The 16,975-nt window shown below is 27.8% G+C and carries 17 protein-coding genes; 6 read left to right on the top strand and 11 right to left on the bottom strand.

Annotated features, from left to right (window positions below):
* From FG904_RS01130 to pgsA, 3 genes are read left to right on the top strand one after another with little or no spacing between them, the layout of a single operon-like run.
* Entirely contained in the window at positions 1 to 324 is a 324-nt protein-coding gene (locus tag FG904_RS01130) for a hypothetical protein (RefSeq protein ID WP_139592104.1), read from the top strand.
* An 8-nt stretch (positions 325 to 332) separates the two neighbouring features.
* Positions 333 to 896, top strand: a complete 564-nt coding sequence (locus tag FG904_RS01125) for an MHJ_0274 family protein (RefSeq protein WP_139592103.1) — start codon at positions 333 to 335, stop codon at positions 894 to 896.
* Positions 880 to 1,533 (top strand): CDP-diacylglycerol--glycerol-3-phosphate 3-phosphatidyltransferase, encoded by a 654-nt coding sequence (gene pgsA, locus FG904_RS01120; protein ID WP_139592102.1) that lies wholly within the window; start codon positions 880 to 882, stop codon positions 1,531 to 1,533. The genes FG904_RS01125 and pgsA overlap by 17 nt, the downstream gene beginning before the upstream one ends.
* Positions 1,534 to 1,584: 51 nt before the next feature.
* On the opposite strand, the gene FG904_RS01115 is transcribed toward pgsA, so the two are convergent.
* The 8 genes from FG904_RS01115 to rsmD form a co-directional block, all read right to left on the bottom strand.
* Positions 1,585 to 1,827 carry a hypothetical protein gene (locus FG904_RS01115; RefSeq protein WP_139592101.1) on the bottom strand — a complete coding sequence of 81 codons (243 nt, stop codon included), beginning with the start codon at positions 1,825 to 1,827 and terminating at the stop codon, positions 1,585 to 1,587.
* Entirely contained in the window at positions 1,827 to 2,669 is an 843-nt protein-coding gene (locus tag FG904_RS01110; protein ID WP_139592100.1) for a DegV family protein, read from the bottom strand. Before FG904_RS01110 ends, FG904_RS01115 begins: the two co-directional genes overlap by 1 nt.
* Before the next feature lie 112 nt (positions 2,670 to 2,781).
* Entirely contained in the window at positions 2,782 to 4,440 is a 1,659-nt protein-coding gene (locus tag FG904_RS01105; protein ID WP_139592099.1) for an MHO_4530 family protein, read from the bottom strand.
* 2 nt (positions 4,441 to 4,442) lie between these two features.
* Positions 4,443 to 6,626, bottom strand: a complete 2,184-nt coding sequence (locus FG904_RS01100) for an ATP-dependent helicase (protein WP_139592098.1) — start codon at positions 6,624 to 6,626, stop codon at positions 4,443 to 4,445.
* A 2-nt stretch (positions 6,627 to 6,628) separates the two neighbouring features.
* On the bottom strand, positions 6,629 to 7,249 hold the full coding sequence (locus tag FG904_RS01095; RefSeq protein WP_139592097.1) for an RDD family protein: 621 nt from the start codon (positions 7,247 to 7,249) through the stop codon (positions 6,629 to 6,631).
* Positions 7,249 to 8,268: a glycosyltransferase gene (locus FG904_RS01090; protein ID WP_139592096.1), complete on the bottom strand. Its 1,020-nt coding sequence runs from the start codon at positions 8,266 to 8,268 to the stop codon at positions 7,249 to 7,251. The genes FG904_RS01095 and FG904_RS01090 overlap by 1 nt, the downstream gene beginning before the upstream one ends.
* Before the next feature lie 228 nt (positions 8,269 to 8,496).
* The gene (gene rlmD / locus FG904_RS01085) at positions 8,497 to 9,792 is read right to left on the bottom strand and encodes a 23S rRNA (uracil(1939)-C(5))-methyltransferase RlmD (RefSeq protein ID WP_139592095.1); all 1,296 of its coding nucleotides are present in this window, start codon (positions 9,790 to 9,792) and stop codon (positions 8,497 to 8,499) included.
* The gene (rsmD, locus tag FG904_RS01080; RefSeq protein ID WP_246051812.1) at positions 9,780 to 10,325 is read right to left on the bottom strand and encodes a 16S rRNA (guanine(966)-N(2))-methyltransferase RsmD; all 546 of its coding nucleotides are present in this window, start codon (positions 10,323 to 10,325) and stop codon (positions 9,780 to 9,782) included. The genes rlmD and rsmD overlap by 13 nt, the downstream gene beginning before the upstream one ends.
* Before the next feature lie 60 nt (positions 10,326 to 10,385).
* Between rsmD and trmB the strand changes: the two genes are divergently transcribed.
* Positions 10,386 to 10,994, top strand: coding sequence for a tRNA (guanosine(46)-N7)-methyltransferase TrmB (gene trmB / locus FG904_RS01075; RefSeq protein WP_139592093.1), 609 nt, complete (start codon positions 10,386 to 10,388; stop codon positions 10,992 to 10,994).
* Between the two features lie 49 nt (positions 10,995 to 11,043).
* Here the strand turns inward: trmB and rpsR are convergent, their stop codons facing one another.
* The 3 genes from rpsR to rpsF form a co-directional block, all read right to left on the bottom strand.
* Complete coding sequence (rpsR, locus tag FG904_RS01070) at positions 11,044 to 11,319, bottom strand: 30S ribosomal protein S18 (protein WP_139592092.1); 276 nt, start codon at positions 11,317 to 11,319, stop codon at positions 11,044 to 11,046.
* Positions 11,320 to 11,332: 13 nt separating this feature from the next.
* On the bottom strand, positions 11,333 to 11,971 hold the full coding sequence (locus tag FG904_RS01065) for a single-stranded DNA-binding protein (RefSeq protein WP_139592091.1): 639 nt from the start codon (positions 11,969 to 11,971) through the stop codon (positions 11,333 to 11,335).
* Positions 11,972 to 12,126: 155 nt separating this feature from the next.
* The gene (rpsF, locus tag FG904_RS01060; RefSeq protein WP_139592090.1) at positions 12,127 to 12,408 is read right to left on the bottom strand and encodes a 30S ribosomal protein S6; all 282 of its coding nucleotides are present in this window, start codon (positions 12,406 to 12,408) and stop codon (positions 12,127 to 12,129) included.
* A 242-nt stretch (positions 12,409 to 12,650) separates the two neighbouring features.
* On the opposite strand from rpsF, the gene topA reads away from it, so the two are divergent.
* Positions 12,651 to 14,522 (top strand): type I DNA topoisomerase, encoded by a 1,872-nt coding sequence (gene topA, locus FG904_RS01055; RefSeq protein WP_139592089.1) that lies wholly within the window; start codon positions 12,651 to 12,653, stop codon positions 14,520 to 14,522.
* A gap of 152 nt (positions 14,523 to 14,674) precedes the next feature.
* Positions 14,675 to 16,942 (top strand): hypothetical protein, encoded by a 2,268-nt coding sequence (locus tag FG904_RS01050; protein ID WP_139592088.1) that lies wholly within the window; start codon positions 14,675 to 14,677, stop codon positions 16,940 to 16,942.
* Positions 16,943 to 16,975 lie beyond the last annotated feature (33 nt).

Below are 16,975 nucleotides of genomic sequence, written 5' to 3'. Positions count from 1 at the left end.
ATGAAAACAGCTGATATTGAAAGAGTTAAAGAGCTTGCTATTCAATACTTAGAATTAAAAGCAGAAGCACAAGATTATCTAAAATTAATTAAACAAGAAGTTAAAGATACAGAGGTTGAATTCAAAGAACTTCTTCCTGACGGTGGAAAAGTTTCATATACTCAATTTCAACCAAAGAATTCATTTGATTTTAAAGGTTATAGTAATTTCTTGCACAATTCAATCTTAATTGGTAAAACCTATGATGAAAATGAATTAGAAGACATAATGAAGCAATTTTATAAACAAAAAGAACCAAAATGAAAATTAAAAATTAGTAAGTAAGGAGGTTTATGGATAGTACATCAATTATTATGTGAATTATCTTTGGTGTTATTATTTTAGGTTTTACAGCTTGAATTTTATACCAATGATTAAAAGATAAACGTAATCAGAAAAAAGCAAAACAAGTAGCTTTTCAATTATCACAAGAAGCAGCAGTACATGTTTATGACTTAACTATTATGATCAATGAACTAGTTGAGTTAAATAAAGTGACATTATCAGAGTTTGTTCCAAGTATTGGACAATACAAAATGTCTGAAATTAATAATGCAGCTAGAGTTTGTTTAAATGAAATGCTAAAGTCTGGTGATTATCGCGAATATTTACATGAAAATAAAAAATATGCTGAATTTGTTTCAAATCTAAGAGCCTTAAAAGATTGTAATGCTAATATCTGAGACACTAAAGCTTCTCAAGTATTAACATTCTTTAAAAATCATTTAGAAGCATCAAAAAAAGATTTAGAACAATACGCAGCAACAACGGTTGATAATTTATTTAAAGACCCTGAAAGTTTAAAAAATATTATTAAAGAAAAATATGAAAAGGCTTTAAATGAGCAACAAAACTAGTTCACAAAGAACCTACACACCAATTGCAAATTATTTAACCATTTTTAGAATGGTTATAATAATTCCGGTTTTACTTTTAGCTTTAATAAATACTTATCTTGTATATAAAACAGATTATCCACCTTTTGATAAGTCAATTTTTATTTTAATTCATACACTTATTCTTTTGTTTTTTGTAGCAGGAATGGTAACAGATTACTTTGACGGACATTTAGCTAGAAAAAGAAATGAAGTCAGTTCATTTGGTAAAATTTTTGATCCAATTGCAGATAAGTTAATTACTAATATAACATTACTATATTTAGTTGCTATAAACTTTTTACCAATATGAGCTTTTGGATTACTATTATTTCGTGATGTTTTAGTAGGTGGTTTAAGAACTTACTTAGCTTCACAAAAAGTAGATGTTAGCGCTGATATATTTGGTAAACTAAAAACTTTAGTTTTATCAATCGGAATTATAATAACTCTGATTTTAATGTTTTTACCAGCTTATATTTCTAACTTAAACACAGAATGATTTAAGTTATATGTAAGCCCTGTTGTAATATACGTCGGAATAGGGTTGGGACTAATTTCTGGTTTTATCTACTTTTGAAAAGCTAGAAAATACTTATCACCAAAAATTACAAAATAGAATGAAAAAATTCGGAACTAAGTCCGAATTTTCTTTTGCAATTTTTTAATATTAACTAAAAATTATTGCTAAAATAACCGATACTGTAATAGCAAAGATTAATAACACTGAAGCAATAGCTAAAATATAAATTCTTCTATTTTTCTTATAGTTCTTAATTTGGTCAGGAGTTTGTTGATTTTCAATTATAATTCCGTCTACTAATGTTGTAAAACGTTGTTCTGAAGTTGTGGTCTTTTTGCCTTTTTTAGTTTTTTTAGGCATTTTAATATCACCATTACTTAATCTAGGCATTATTTTAATTCCAATTTAGGCATTGTTGAAAAAGCAAAAGCTTCTGGACCAGTATGAATCGCAATAGCAGCTGGTGTAGTTTTAGAATCGGCAAAAACTAATCCATATTCTGATGCTGTTTTATCGATTAGTTGATTAACTTGTTGGTCAATTCCTTTTATTAAATGATATTCCATTTGTTCATTTTCATTAAATGACATAACTTTTTCAGTGGCTTTAGCTATTGCACCTGCTAGAGTACGTTTTAAACCAATTGAACCAACTGAACCATCAGCTGAAAATTCTAAAACCGGTAAAACTGAAAGCTTAGTTAAAATAAATTTCTTAACTCCAGAAATTCTTCCACCTTTAATTAAATATTCCATTGTTTTTGGAACTAAATAAGTAGTTGATTCATTATTTAACTTATTTAGTTTTTGTAAAATTTCACCAACAGACATTCCGTTATTTGAAAGTCTTAGTGCATAAAGTGCAGCATTAACTAATTGTGTACCAACAAAATGATTATCGACAACATAAACATTGTCATGTTCAAGTGCTAAATTAGCCGCATGACTTAGGGTAGAAGATAGTTTAGAACTAATACCTAAGTAAATAACATTTTCATATTGACTTGCAAATTCTGCTATAGTAGACTGAATTAATTCTAGTTTAGGTGATGAAGTTAAAATTGATTTAGCATCTTGAATTTTAGTCAAAATTTCTAAATTATCATCAATACCATCTTGATAAATTTTGCCATCTATTTCAACTTGAAGTGGTAAAAAACCAAACTCAAGTTCTTGTGCTTGGGCTTTTGATAAACCAGAAAATGAGTCTAATATAATTCCTAATTTTTTCATAGATTTATTATATAGAAAATTTAAGTTATTTGTTATTAATTTTCAGCAGTTTAAAGCTTGCACAATAGTGTTTAAGGCATAAAAAAATCAAACTAATGATTTAGTTTGATTTTTAAGATTGATAATAATATTGAATTTTAAGCTTGTCAATAACTAGCTCATCTAGTGAATTTGGAATGTTTTCAAAGATAATTCTAAGCTTTTTGTTTTCAGTAGCATTCTTAATTAAGTTAATGCAGTCATATAAAACATCGGTTTTATAAAGATTTTGTGCTATTTCTTTACCAATTACTAATGAAGTAAATTTAGCATCACTTACAAAATTTAAAATATTATTGTTAATTTTATTAATATAAAGCCCCAGGTGAATATGTGCTTCATGATAATGTAAGAATTTTTCTTTAAGTTGCTTATGCTTAAAGAAATTATCAGTGTAAACCAATATAATCGGTGATTCTTTTTGAATATTTAATTGATTCTGTTCATTTAAAAATGACTCTTGAGACAGCTTAAAGAAGTACTTTGGATTAAATTCTCTTTGAGGGTGTTCTAAAATACTGTTATTTCATTGCTTATATATAATAGGTTCATAAGTGTATTTCAAGTAAGGTACTTGTTTAAATAAATCATTAAGTTTACTGTTTTTGGCTATAAAATCAACTAAATAATTATTGTAGTGTTTTTGAGATGAATAATCCTTTATTTCATATTTATTCATAATAATATCAGCTGTGTTATACAGTGCAAAAATATTAGTATGAAGTACAAATCAACTACGGAATTTTTCAAATTCATCTAATTTATTCTTGAAATCGAAATTAATGTATGGGTTATTATCTGCTTTATTTATTTGTGCATAATAAGCATTGTAAACTCCAAATTCTAATTTATTTAATAAATTAAAACACATTGTCTCTGAATCTATAGGTTCGTTGTTGAAAAATATAGCTATTTCATAATATGGATATAATTGACTGTTTTGATTAAAACGATTAACAATATTATTTATTTTTCTATTTGTCTTTTTGTTTTGTTTAATGATAAAGAAATGAAATCCATTATATTGATAAATATCAATTTTGTCAAGTGATATTTTAAAATACCTACTCATTCAGGTGTATAGTTCTTGTAATTCACCAGTATCAAATTTCTTATTAAAGTATGTTGGTCTTAACATAAATGAAACAACAATATTGTTTTTATGACTTCATTTTTTAATTAACTTTTCATAATTTTGTTCGACTTTTTTTGAAGTTGCTAAAAGAGTTATCTTTTTATCAACTAAACGATTGGATTTTGATCAATTGATAGCACATTCATAAATACCATTTTCATCAGGCGTTATTTTAATGCTATATTTAACATCCGCCTTAGTTAATCTATAAATAAAAAATAAACAGTTTTCAAATAAGTTAAATTTCTTAGTTTGAGCTATATTAATGTTGAAGTTTTTGTATTTTTTCTCGGTGTTGTTATTTGTTAAGTAATTTTCCAAAAACTTTCTATCTTCTAAAGCGAAAAACTCTAAAAATTCGGATAATGGTACATAATTGAATTTGTTAAAATTAACTGCCTTCATATCAAAGATGGTTGATAGTAAGTAATTACGTTTTGAAATTCTTAAAACCCTTTTGTTTAAATTATCGATTTTAAATAAAATAATTCCTGAAAAAACCCTGAAATAAAAATATAAATAAGTTAAGGATAAAATTACTAAAAAAATCAAAATCGCCACAATAACGGCGATTGAAATATATAATTGATAATTCATTATTAGTTAGTTTTCAATAATTTAATAGCAGGGTGGAGTTTATTTAGAGTTCTAATTGAACCATCCTTAACAAAACGAACAGAAATTTCTTCTTTTGTGGCATCTAAAACTTCTCCATCACCAAACTTAACATGAGTAATAAAATCACCAATAATTATGTCAGCATTCTCAGCACGTGAATCATCATCAAAGTTTCCAAATTTATTAGCAACATTTAAAATTGAATTTTTAACATCAATCCCCATTTCAGTTAAGAATCTTGATGGTACTTTTTCTTTACCAGTTCCGAACAATTTACCACGGCTGTCGCTTAAAAACAGCTTGTTTTTTGCTCTAGTAACAGCAACATATGCTAAACGACGTTCATCTTCAATTGTGTCTTTGTTCTTTTTAACAATACTTTTACTATTACTTAAAGGGTCTAAAACACGATATGAAGGTAAAACACCTTCTGATAATCCAACGATAAAAATGTTGTCAAATTCAAGCCCTTTAGCTGAATGGATTGTCATCATTGAAACATAGTTTGGCGAATTGTCATATTCATCAGAAACTGAAAGCAAGGTCACCATGTTTAAGTAATCTTGAACTGTTCCTTCAGGATGTTCTTCATGTCAATTTTGAATTGAGTTTAATAATTCTTTAACGTTTTCTTCAGCTGTTCCGCGTTGAGTGTTGTTGTTTGAGATGTGTTTATAATATCCGACTTCTTTTAAGAAAGTATTTAATACTTTGTGAATTTTTTGCCCACTTATAAGTTCTTTTTTGGCTTTAACAATTAATTTTAAAAAAGGAAAAATATTTTCAACAATAACTTTTTCTGGAACTTTTAACTTTTTATAATTTTTAATTAAGTATTCTAAAATGGTAGTTTCAGCTTTGCTTGCACCTTCTGTAATTCTTTCTAAATAAACTTTTCCAATTCCACGTGAAGGGACATTGATAATTCTTAGGAATGGAATGTCAGTTCCTTCAACAATTGTCCGTAAAAAAGCAATTGTATCTTTAATTTCAGCACGGTTAAAGAAACGGATTGAATTAAAGACTTTGTAGTTAATATTAGCTTCTAAAAGAGCTTCTTCGAAAGGTCTGGCATAATAATTTGAACGATATAAAATCGCCATGCTTTTTAGTTGGTTTTTTTGTTTTTTAAGTTCATTAATTTTCTGAATTACTCAACGCGCTTCATCTTCAGGTGAAAAAGCTCTGTTATATTCAATTTCTGGTCCAGGTTCAGCATTGGTAATAGCATCTTTATTTACCCGATTAACATTTTTTGAAATTAGTAAATTAGCTGCTGTTAAAATGTTTTGAGTTGAACGATAGTTGTGTTTTAAAATAACAGTTTTAGCATTTGGAAATTCTTTTTCAAAATCCAAAATTAAATTAATATCAGCACCACGTCAGTTAAAAATTGTTTGATCTGGGTCTCCAACAATTGTTAAATGAGTATTTTTTCCAATGATGTGTTTAATAATTCTGTATTGCATTGCTGATGTATCTTGAAATTCATCAATCAAAATGTATTCAAATTTATTTTTGTAAATTTCAGCAATTTCTGGGTGAGTATCAAATAAAAGTAGTGTTAATCCAATTAAATCATCAAAGTCAACAGTACCTGATGTAGTTAATTGGTTTAAATATTCTTGATAAACACTAGGAACTAAATCTGTAATTTTTTGATTTAATTCATCAGCTACATCATGCGCTGATTTGTGTCCTTCGTTTTTGGCATGACTAATGTATTCCATGATACTTTTATAATCCATATCATTTGTTGTATAGTCAAGTTTTTGATAAATAGCTTCAATAACTTTTTTCTTATCTTCTTCATCAATAACTAAAAAGTTGTTTCTGTATCCAATTGCTCTACTGTGTTTTCTTAAAACACTTAAACAAAATGAGTGAAAAGTTGAAATTGTTAATGCATCTTCATATTTTTTAGCGCAATATTGTAAGATTCTTTCTTTCATTTCATTAGCAGCTTTATTGGTGAAAGTTAAAGCTAAAATATGATTTGGTGCAATTCCTAGCTCATTAATTAAGTAAGCTACTTTTCTAGTTAAAACCCTAGTTTTACCAGAACCAGCACCTGCAATAATTCTTAAAGGAGTGTCAAGATATTTAACCGCTTCTTGCTGGTCTTCATTTAATCCTTCTAATAAATTTATTCTATAAATAGACATATTTAATCTCCTTTAAAATAATAAAATTTACGTTCGTGATAATAATATGGAATTAAAATTATATGTTTTTGATCATTAGGTTCTATATATTTATCAATAACAACACGACTATTAAAGGCATAATCAAGCAGTGTTAGTTTCTTTTTTGCAAATAACAACATCATTAATCCGGCAGTTTGAATAAAAAACCAAATGCTTAATAGTGTTGAAATTAAAGTTTGAAAGAATTGGAACTGAACAGTTATTTTAATTCCGTTTTGAGTCGATGAAATATCATTAGGTCTAATAAAAATCATTGTTAAAACAATTAATAACGATAAATAAAAACCTAACAAACTATTGCGTTTAAGTAAGGTTAAAAAACTAAATTGTTTATTGTTGTTGATGATTTTGAGTTTCATTATCAACAAGCCAATTGTTTTAGCCTTAATTAAAACAGGAACAATTAAAAAATAAAAATTTAATCAAAATATAATTAAACTTAAACTCAAATAGTATTTTATTGTCTGATTTGAGTTAGAAAATCTACTGATTATTAAGATAACAATAACAGTAGATAAAACAATTAATAGGTCAATAATGTTGGCAATAAAGCGTCTAAAAAAAGTAGCGTTTTGATACATTATTCAAGTAAATCTAATATTTTAGAATTTCTTAGTGATTTATATGGTTCTTTAATCATTTTAGATTCAACATTATCAACTAGCATATAAGGGTTTGATGAAATAAAGGTAATAAATTCTGGGCTTTGTTCAATTTTGTTTAACATTTCTTTTTGTTTGTTAACTAAAATTTTGCTTCTTTTTTCTTCTAAATTAGCTTTATCAGTTTTGTAAAAATGACGATAAACAAAATATGTTTCACTTAAAAATCCAGTTAAAAGTAGTTTAATAAAGTAGTATTTAGCATATTTAATTTCATCAGTAAGTTTTGGGTAAAATTGCTTAACATTTTTTTCTAAAACGTTAAAGGTTTTCAGGAAAGCGCTTGGATTTAGTCATAGATCTGAACTGATAAATTCTCTGTTTAGTCTATAGTCAAGATATTTATATTTTTTAGCTTCAAGCATTAATGCGTAATTTAATTCGATACACATTTTTGTATCATTAGTTGTTTCAATGTTGTATTTAAGCACTTTTTTAACTAAAGATTTTTTAAAAACTTTGTTGAAAATAAATGGGAAAGTATAGGCATAAACAATTTTGTCTTTGTTTAAGTCAAAAACTTTATCCAATTGATTTCTTTCATGTGGTTTAAAGCGAATTGTTCCAATTAAACGGGGCTTAAATTCTAAAACATCAACGTTATATCTAATTGCTTTTTCAATTAAATCAGCCACATATCATTTTTTAATTGCGCTATCTGAGTTAGCAACTGATACAAAATCACCTTTTGCAATCTTAAAAGCTGACTGTAAATTAGCTTGATATGAACCATTTTTTGAATTAACAAGCACAACCAAACGACTACCAAAGAAGTTGTAAAATTGTTGAATGACTTTAAATACAGATTTAGCTTCGGTTTTTTTATTAACCACCAAAATTACTTCAAAATTTTGGTTTTCTTGTTCTTTTAAAGATAGTAAAAAAGAATAGACTTCACCAGCCTTATTTCCTACTAACGAAATTAATGATAATCTCATCTTTCTCCTTATTTAAATTTTATCATATTCAAAATTGCCTAAAATCAATTATTATAGCCTTTTAACAAAAAAGCCGTATAAAAACTTAATTTTCCTATGGCACTAATTTAAAAAATTTTCATACTATTTTTAGGCTTTATTTTTGTTTCATTAATTAGTTTCATTTTAAAACACTGATTCAAAGGGTTTTTGTGAGTGGGAAAATAAAAATTAGCATAACTGCTAATTTTATTTCAGCTCCATAATTGTTAAAGCTTCAATATGCGGTGTGTTTGGAAACATATCAAACCCTTGAATGTGTTGAACTTTATAGCTTTGCTCTAGTTTTTGTAAGTCTCTAACAAGAGTTTTTACATCACAGGACATATAAGTAATATATTTTGGTTTGTTTTTCAAAATTCAATCGATAGATTTTTGATCTATACCAGCTCTTGGTGGATCTAAGATAAGAGAAACATCACTAAAGTCTTTTATCACTTGCTGGAAGGATTCAAAGTTGTCAGTTTGATAATAATTAGTATTGTCAATTTTGTTTAATTTAGCATTTAATTTGGCAGTATCAATTGAAGATTGAACAATATCATTTCCGACTATTATTTGATTATTATTAATGATTTGAGAAATAACACCAGCACCACAAAAAGCATCAATTAAATATTTAGTATTGAATTGTAAATTGTATTTTGAAATTAACTTGAATATAAAACTAGCCATATTTAAGTTAATTTGGAAAAAACCATCGATAGAAATCATGAATTTTTTATCATTTAAAGTAATAATTAACGGTTCTTTGTTGATTAATAAATTTGTTTTATTTTCTTTTAGTTGATAAAACTCAATTAAGGACTCAATCTGATTGAGTTTATCCATAAATTCAGGGCTAAAAGTAAATTTATCTGAAGTTTTAATTGCTAAAATAACTTGATTTTTTTCATTACATCTAACAGTTAATTGTTTGAAGTTTTTTAACTCAAAAGCTTTATATTGTTGATTTAAAAGGTTTAAAACTTGATTAATTATTTTGTTTATTATTTTTTGATTTTGAATTGTATTATTAGCAATTGATAAATCGTGAGACTTAGAAGCAATTTCGCCAATTTGGAGTTTGTTTCTAACAATAAATAAAGGATAAACAACTTTATTTCTGTAATTAAAAATTTTAGATGAACCTTGAAAATCTACGTAGTTAAAATCATTTTTTAAATTGCGTTTTAATAAATTTAAAAAATATTGATTTTTAAATTCAATTTGTGCTTTGTAATTCAGATTAACTAATGGAGCTGAATCAACACAATTAAATTGGGTGTTATTACGGTTAGGGGATGTGGTTAAATGTTTAATTACTGAGCCAAAAGCATAATTATTGAACACAGAATCTAATTTAATTAAAGCCTTTTCATTTGGGAATAAATCCTTAATGAATAAGCTGTAATTTTCTAATCTGATAGCCCCATAACCTTGATAAGTTAATTCATTACACTGTACTTCAAAACTATCGCCAACTTGGTATTTTAATTTTTGCATAAGTACAACACTTCTACTTTTCCATATTTCTTTTGCTTATATAAATAATAAAAATCATCAAATATTATTTTTTTAGCATCATTTGTTTCAATAATGACTGTGAAGTTTTCAGATAGTAAGTTTCTTTGTTTTAATTCAATCAAACATTGATTGATTAATTCATATTCAACATATGGCGGATCAATGAAAACAATATCAAATTTTTGCTTTGATATTTTTAAATAATCTAATGCGCCTTTGTAGTGTAAATCAAATAGTTGATTTGATTTAGTTTTTAAAACATTTTCTCTTAGAATTGAAAATGTTTCTTTGTTATTTTCAACTGCTACAGCAGAGTTGGCTTCGCGACTTATTGCCTCAATAGCAAAAGCCCCTGAACCAGCGAATAGATCTAAAAATACTGCGTTAGGTAGTTCAAATTGGATGCTACTAAAAATAGCTTCTCTAACTTTGTCCATAGTAGGGCGTGTGGTTTTTAGATCCGGTTGAGTAATTTGTAAATGACGAAATTTTCCAGCAACAATTCTTAACATAATTTTCCTTTTATAATAAATATTGTACATTAAATAAGATTATTAAATTATAATAGTCTTATGAGACTTAGACATGATAAAAATGCACAAGACAATTTAAATGCTTCGCAATATTATATTAACCAATTTCCAATTAAATTAAATAACACTGATGTTTTGGAAATTGGAGCCGGTAAGGGTGAAATGATTTCGCAACTTGCTTTATTAAATCCAGACAGAAGATTTATTGCTTTTGAGAAATATCCAACAGTAGCTAACAAAATCTTAACTAAAATAAAACAATTGAATTTAACTAATTTATTTATAGTTACTAAAGACGCTACAAATTTGGTTGAATTATTTGAAGGTCAAACAGACACAATTTGATTAACTTTTTCAGATCCATGACCAAAAAATGCTCATGAAAAAAGAAGGTTAACTTATAAAACTTTTTTAGATCAATATAAACAAATTTTAACTCCTAACGGATTGTTGAAATTTAAAACCGACAATGATAAATTATTTGAGTTTTCAGTAGAATCATTTAACATAAATAACTGAAATATTTTGAATTTAACCCGTGATTTACATAATTCAGAATTTAATCAAGGCAACATTCAAACCGGCTATGAGCAAAAATGATCATCATTAGGCAAAAACATTAATTATTTAGAAGCTAAACCGAACTAAAAAACTCTTACAGTAAAATGTAAGAGTTTTTTCACGTTATAAATGTTTATTAGTTGTTAACAGCAGATTTGTTAACACGAGCACGCACTACGTGGTAAGGCATTAAAGCAATAATTCTTGCTCTTTTAATAGCGTTAGCCACTTTTCTTTGGTGTTTAGCACATGTTCCGGTTGAAGATTTAGCTTTAATTTGTCCAGTTGCTGAAACAAATTTGTTTAGTAATTCAACGTTTTTGTAATCTACATAGCTCATTTTGTTTTCACAAAATTCACAAACTTTTCTTCTACTTGAGTAACCTTTTTTGTTACGTTTTTTGAATGCCATTTTTAGTTCTCCTTTATTCTAAATCATCATCAAATCCGTCTGAAATATCACTAGTTTCGGCAAAAATAGTGTTCAGTTCATGTTTAGGTTTGTTATCGAAACTAAATCCATCTAGACTTGAATTTGTTGAAGATGATTGACTATTATTAAAGATATTAGTTGGAGTAATTGCTGAATTGGGTTGTGATTGATTAGAATTAGCAGGTTGCGCGTAGCTGTTTAAATTTGAAAACTGCGGAACGCGATTAGGTGTGTTAAGGTTGTTGTTTAAAAAAGCACCGGCACTAGTTTTATTTAAATTAGCTTGCCTTCTGCTTAAAGTTTCTTCTCTGCTTTGCAATGGAATTAATCTATCCACAGAAATATCGGTAGTTCTAACTAACTGGTTAATTTGTGTATTATTAAAATTACCGGTTTGGATTGATCCTTCAATTAGAATCAATGAGCCCTTAACAAGATTGTTAGCTAGAAAAACAGCATTTTGTCTTCAAGCTACAAATGGGATAAAGTCAACAATGTTTTGTTGAGATGTAGATGAAGTTGGACGATTAATAGCCACTGTTCCTCTGCAGTATTCAACACCTGATGATGATTTTGATAAAACAGGATCAGATGTTAATCTACCTACTAAAGTTACTTTGTTGTAATTCATAAACTCCTCCTAATAAATTAAGTTCAGAAACTACTAGTTAGCAGCTGTTTCTTGAACTTTTACTTGACGTTTGAATGGTTTGTCTGTTTGAGCTTCGTTACCGTTTAATGCTCTTTTTGAAGCAAATTTACGTACTTTAGATTCTTTTTTAGGTTTTAAACCTTTTCTGAATCTAAGTTAATTACTAATGTTCTTCAAATGTCTTTAACGATGTTTGTACGACGTGTAAATTCAGCCATACTTTCACCTTTAGCTTCAACTAATGCTAAAACATATTGTGCGTGTTTTGATTTGTTAATTTCATATGCTAATTCGTTTTTTTCTAACTTTTCTAATTTAGAAACGTTTTCTTTTCCAAAAACTTCTTCAACGATGCTTGTATAAACAGCAACGTCAGCTTTTGGGTTAACGATAGCCATGATTTCATATTTGTGCATATTTTTCTCCTTTTGGACATTCTGAGCTGAGATTTCAGCTAAGGAGTACAAGTACATTTATACTCCTTTATATTATATATAAAGGTTTAAAAAAACCATGGTTTTTGTTAAGAATTTTCATCAATTTTGCAACTCTGAAAATAACTAAAAAATGGGAATTTTCATCATTTTTTCAAAAAATAAATTAATTTTGCTTAAAATAAATGTATATTTATAGCATCAAAATTTTTAGGAAGAGACACATGAATAAACTGATTATTGTCGAGTCACCTAACAAAGTTGAAACTATCAAAAAATATGTAGGAAACGAATATATAGTTTTAGCTAGTGTGGGGCATATTTTAAAAATGAAAACCACTGGGACAGGTGGATTAGGGATCGATTTTGAGAATTGAGAACCTCAAAATTCACTTGAATCATCTAAAAAAGAAGTTGTTAAAAAACTAAAAGAAGCCCTAGCAATTAGTGATTTTGTTTATATTGCAACCGACCCGGATCGCGAAGGTGAAGCAATTGGTCAAAACTTGGTTGATTATTTAAAAATTAAGAATTTTGCCAGAATTAAATATAACGAAATTACTAAAGAAGCTATCTTGAAAGCCCTAGCAAACCCTGGTAAAATTGATCAAAACTTGGTTGATGCTCAAAAAACTCGTCGTATGCTAGATCGTATAATCGGGTTTAAATTAAGTGGTTTAATGCGTTATAAATTTAAAAACGCGCCTGGAAATCCTAGTGCTGGTAGAGTCCAAAGTATTGCTTTAAAATTAATCATTGATAGAGAAAATGAAATCAGAAACTTTATCCCTGAAAAATATGCGAAACTTCATGCTGTTTTAGCAGATACTAAACAACTAGCATACTATCATAATGATAAAAATGAATCAGATCGTAAAGATTGAATTTATCAAAACGAGCTTGACACTGTCAAAAAACATTTTGACAGTGCTAAAAAAGAATTGTTAGTAATTGACAAAAAAACTCAACAACGTAAAGCGCCAGCTATTACACCATTAAAACAAGCAGTTGTTTATCGCCGTAGCACTTTATCATCTCAAAGTGCTCAATATGCACTCCAAAAGTTATATGAAGGATATGGTGATGGTGGATTAATCACTTATCCAAGAACTGATTCAACAAGATTATCAGAAAGTTTTGTTAATCAAGGGCAAGCATATATTGCTAAAAAATGGGGTTCAGATTACGTAGCGACAGAAGTTAAAGGTTTTAGTGGTGATCAAGATGCTCATGAAGCCATTAGACCTACAGATATAGCGCTTACACCCGATTTAGCTAAAAATATGTATCCAAATATGTCAAATAGTGAGTATGCAATTTATAAACTTGTTTATGAAACAAGTTTACAAGCATTAATGAAACAACCAATCAGACAAGTAGTTTCGTATACTTATTCAAATGGTGATTATGTTTTCAAAAACAGTTTTTCAAAAGTTATTTTTGATGGATATTATGTAGTTGTAGGAAAAAGCGAGGAAGTTTCTGATCCTAACTACGAAGTTAATCAAACTGTTTCAGTGTCTGAATTTAACTTTGAAGACCATGAAACTAAACCATTACCTAGATACAATGATGGATCATTAATTGAAGCTCTTGACAATATTAAAGTTGGTCGTCCTTCAACTTTTGCAGCTACTGTAGCTGTGTTAAAGGCTAGAAATTATGCACAAAAGAAAAATGGTTCACTACACCCAACTGAGTTAGGTGAAATAGTACTTAAAAATTTAATTGCAGCATTTCCAAAAATTATTAATGAAGCTTATACAGCTTCAGTCGAATTAGAATTAGATCAAATTTCAGAAGCCACATTACAAAAAAATGCAGTTATGGAAGAGTTTTGAACTAAATTTCAAGAAGAATACGCAAATGCAGACCAAAAAATTGAACCATATACTTTCAAACTAATTGAATTAGATGAACCTTGTCCAGATGATCAAGGAACTTTAGTTGAAAGATATAACAAAAAAGGTCAAAAGTTTGTAGCTTGTTTAAATTTCCCCAAATGTCGTTATACAAGGAGTATTGAAATTTCAAAACAGACTTCAAACTCTGAAGATGATGAAGTTATTGAACTTGAAGATTTAGACCAAGAATAATATAAAAACACCATTATATGGTGTTTTTTAATGTGAAAATTAAACTTTTAGTTGTTTCATAAATTAAATAATTAATTCGATTTGATTATAATTATTACAATCAGTATAAATTATATTTATACTGATTTTTTGCGATTATATGAGGAGAATTAATGAAAAAAGCAAAACTATTCATTATGGGTAGTGGGATGTTGTTATTGCCGCTAACAACAAGTTTTGTCATGTCTGCTGAAACTTCAGCTCAGACTAGTGCAAGTTCTAGTTTAACTAAAGAAGGTTTAAAACAGCACTTACAAAGCAAGAACTTTAAATACAGTTATGACGTATTAGGTGGACTTAGAAATGATCAAATTTCAGCACTTAGTGCTAAAATTGATCAAGCGGCTTCGCAAGAAAGTTTAAGTCAAATCAAAGAAGAAATTGACAATCTATATCAGTTAATGACAAAGTGATACAATATTTTCTTATCTAATTCACTAGGAGATCCTAACTGGAATAGCATCGAAGGATTAAAAGCAACTTTTGGTGAAAAGAATATTTCAAATCTAAATAATGTCACTTTTTATTTCGGTTCACAAATTGAAGACAAAACTAAAGGCGACCACTTCTGAGATGATTTAAGACCAGTTGTATCGAATTTATTCAGCACTTATTTTTATCCTGAAGCAACTGCTGAAGTATCAGAAGAAATTTTTAAAGCAAAATTTGATGAATACAAAGCAGATTTTGATAATCATTTAAAAGAAGCTCATGTTCACAATAAATCTTGAGCTCCGAAAGAACTGGTTGGAACTGGATATAGCGAAGCTTCAAGAGTTTGAGGTTTTAACTGAGATTTAACAACAACTTCAAAAGAATTAGATCAAAAATACAATACTCATATTACAGGTCTAGGACAGTGAATTTTAACTTATTTAGGAACATTAGGTTCACCATATTACTTCTACAATGGTTCAAACTTTGGTGGCGAAGCTAGAATGAATGACCTAAAAAACGGAGTTAACAAATACAAAGATGCCCTAAGAGACTTTGTTGATAATTTTACTAATAAACCAACTGATTTTGATACTAATAGCTCAGTAGTTGAATTAGTTTGAAACTATCAAGAATCTGACAAATATAAAAACCTAGATGCTGAAAACCAAAAGAAAGTAGATGCTCTGGCTGACAATTTTAAAAACTACTTATCTTGAGGAAAAACAGCAATTAATATGAACTTTCCTAACCACTTATGAAATACACAAGCAGGTGGTAATTCATCTGGGCAAGGAAATAATATTTTAAACGAAATTCTAGCAATTAGACACTTTGAACCACTTGTTACTAAAACACAAGAATTAATAACAAAAGAAGCTGAAATTTTCAAAACTGCTAGAGATAAAGTTTTAGCTAAATTAGATGATGCTTCAACTAATTATCCTGATTTATCACAACAAGAAATATCAGAGCTTAAAGCAAAATTAAATGAAGTTAAATTGGTTTCAAAACTAGGTGATTTTGAAAGCAATATTGTTGCCTTAAATAACTTAAATAAATTCAAAAAAGAAATCAATTCTAATTTAGCTTTAAGTGAAAATATACAAGAAACAATTGCTTATAAACTAGCCACTCCACAGCAACAAAAAGCCTACGAGCAAGCATTAAAAGAATTAAAAAGCAATTTAAGTTCAGAAGATACATCAAATTTAAACACAATATATGAAGCTTATTTAGCAGCTAAAGCATCATTATCAGGACAAGTTGTTTTAGACGCTAAAAAACAAGCAGTTAATGAACTAGATCACCTATCAAACAAACTAAAAACTTTAATTAAAAAACAAATGGATAATTCTGAAAATCTAGAACAATTAATTGTAATTTTACCTTTTGCAAATAATTTAAGCATTTTAGTTTCATTATTAACACCAAATCAATTAGAAGTAATTAATAATTCTGAAAACTTTAACCAACTACAAACAAACTCAATCAAGTCTGAAAAAGAAGTTGCGCTTAATAAAATTCAACAATATCAAGGTATTATCAAATCTCTTAAAAATCAAATTAGTCAACTACAAAAAGATTTAAATAATATTTCAAACGAATCAACAAATGTAGCGCAAACAACTGACAAAATGTTAAGAATTAGAAAAATAGCTGAACTAATTCTTTTACTACAAAAAGTTGATTCAACTTTTTCAGAAAAGCAACTGCCACAACAAAAAGAGCAATATTACTTAAACATCATTAATTCAGCAGTTTCTAACCCTGATTCTTTAACAGATCAACAAAAACAAGAATTATTAAATATAACAATAGAAAATGATGAAACACCAACAAAATCATCGTTTAACGCATGATGAGTAAGCTTATCAGTGATCGCTTCAATTTTATTATTTGCTGGATTAGCACTTTTAGTTTTAAAATTCAAAAAAGCTAAATAATTGTCATTTATGACCACATTACAAGGTAATGTG

The organism is Mycoplasma nasistruthionis (assembly GCF_006228185.1).
In the GTDB taxonomy this organism is placed as follows: Bacteria; Bacillota_I; Bacilli_A; order Mycoplasmatales; family Metamycoplasmataceae; genus Mycoplasmopsis; species Mycoplasmopsis nasistruthionis.
Note: the sequence above shows the minus strand (reverse complement) of the source record. Positions and strands in the feature narration are given on the sequence as shown.